The 2,227-nt window shown below is 58.9% G+C and carries 2 protein-coding genes and 1 pseudogene; all 3 read left to right on the forward strand.

All coding sequences use genetic code 11. The features are described from left to right. Window positions 1-219 (forward strand): hypothetical protein (locus tag ACPYOI_RS35485; RefSeq protein ID WP_481424099.1); only part of this gene is annotated, 219 nt, incomplete at its 5' end. 36 nt (window positions 220-255) lie between these two features. Further along, a pseudogene (locus ACPYOI_RS35490) lies at window positions 256-1,246 on the forward strand (IS5 family transposase). Window positions 1,247-2,055: 809 nt separating this feature from the next. Further along, window positions 2,056-2,227: FAD-dependent oxidoreductase (locus ACPYOI_RS35495; protein WP_481424100.1), on the forward strand; the 172-nt coding region annotated here is incomplete at its 3' end.

Genomic DNA, 2,227 nt, shown 5'->3' on the forward strand with positions numbered 1-2,227 from the left:
CGCCCGACACGCAACAGTTCCGCGACTCCTTCGCGCAAAGCCTCGTCAGCGCTTCGCGCCGAAGACGAAGATGAAGGGGAGGGCGGCGATGACCGCGGCGAAAGGCTGCTGCCGGATCTTGTCTTCGAGTTCGCGAACGAAGCTCCGAGCCGCCGCCTTCGCGACCCATACCGTTCCCGATGGCGTTGGTGCACGGATCGTTCAGCGGTCTTGATGTAGGCGAACGGCGATCTCAATAGCCGGTCTGTCTCAGTCATGCCTTTCAAACACAATTCCGCCCGCCGTCATCTGATCGGGAAGATGAAATTCAAGGTGACGAACTGGCCGGAATATGAGGCGGGCCTCCGCCGACGTGGCAGCTTGACCCTGTGGCTGGCGCCGGAGGCGGTTGCCATGTGGGTTGCTCCACGACGAACAACGCGTGGTGGCCAGCCTCGCTATTCTGATCTTGCCATCGAGACAGCCTTGTCCCTCGGCATGGTGTCCGGACTGCGGCTACGCCAAGCCGAAGGCTTCCTGGAATCGGTGTTGCAATTGATGGGGTTGGCACTCTCCGTCCCCGATCATACCACGCTCAGCCGTCGGGCACGGACATGGCAATCGCCCAGCAAACGGCGGGATCCTCAGTTCCTCTGGACGGACGGGTGCATGTTCTTGTCGATAGTACAGGCCTTCAAATCTATGGCGCGGGCCAGTGGCTGAAGGAGAAACATGGCGCCAAATCCCGTCGCGGTTGGCGCAAACTGCATCTGGCGCTGGATGCTGATAGCGGCGAGATCATCGCCCACCACAATGACCGACCAGGACACAGGCGATGCCTCGCAGGTGGGGCCACTTCTCAATCAGATCGACGGTCCAATCGGACGGTTAACCGCCGATGGTGCCTATGATGGAAAGCCCATCTACGACGCGATCATCAACCACAGTGCCGATGTTGCCATCATCAGTCCGCCACGGGTCAATGCAGTCGAACCGGCCAGGAATCGATCTCCCGGCCAAAGGGATCAGCATATCGCCGCGATAAGCATAGACGGGCGGATGAACTGGCAAGCTTCCACCGGCTACGGCAAGCGTGCGCGGGTCGAGACTGCCATCGGACGATACAAATCCATCATCGGACCGCGTCTGCGGGCTCGGTCGTTTCATGCTCAGCAGACGGAAGTCGCCATCGGCTGCGCCGTCCTCAACCGCATGCTTGCCTGGCGCCCGCCCGAAATCCGCTCGCCGCAAGGCAAAGGTAGCCTAGCCAACGTCATCAAAGATCGAGATCCGTCATGCTCCAGATCCGTGCACCAAGGCCCCCCCCGCGACAGATGCGCGTCTCAAGCAAACGCCATTCAGTCACGCGGTTTAAGGTGGCCGATATCCGTGAAAATACTTTAAATGCAGGCGTACGTTGGCCATCTTTTGAGAATGCGTCGTGTGGTCCCTCAACGTGTTAAACCGCAAGACGTGTATGTGGCGATTGACAAGCTGTAAGAGGATTGCGCTTGTCCTCCACGAGCCGGCAACAAATGCCGCCAAATATGGAGTTCTCGGGATGAGCGAGGGCCGACGTGTAACATCTTGGGACGTTTCCGACGCTCTTCAAAGTACCTGGTAGGAGTCTGGCGGGACCGGCATCGCCGAGCCCACTCGAACCGGCTTCGGATCAAGGCTGACCAGGCGGACGGTTGAAGGCCAATCCCCTTGGGTGGATAGGGGGGTGCGAAAGAAGGCGGTGGCAGACGAGGTCGATCTGCAAGATTTGCGTGGACTTTATACCCAAGAGCGACGCAACACCGCGGCTACTTTATCGCTGGCTCGAGCGGGCTAGAACATTGGAGGTCCGTCGAAGGCCACCAGCGACCCCGGCGCGCCAATGCTCTTTTACTCCTTGTATAGCAGCATTGTGGCGGCTTCGCGTCTGGAGCTCTCGACGATGCGAACTCCTACGCCATCAAAATTTTGTTTTCCTTCTGACTGCGTCAGTCACGGCGATCGGGAACTATCGCTACACGTCGTTGTTCCCGAAAGCCCGCTGCGTCGCCTGGGGCAGTTACCGATGATGGATGGATGGATGGTATGAACCTTGCAAAAATTGACTGCATCATCATCGGAGGTGGTCCTGCGGGATTGACGGCTGCGATTTATCTGGCGCGCTATCACCTGTCTGTAACAGTCTTTGACGACGGAACTAGCAGGGCAGCCAGCATCCCCATCTCCCATAACCACGCGGGCTTTCCCG

The organism is Rhizobium sp. SVR5-2C (assembly GCF_056755115.1).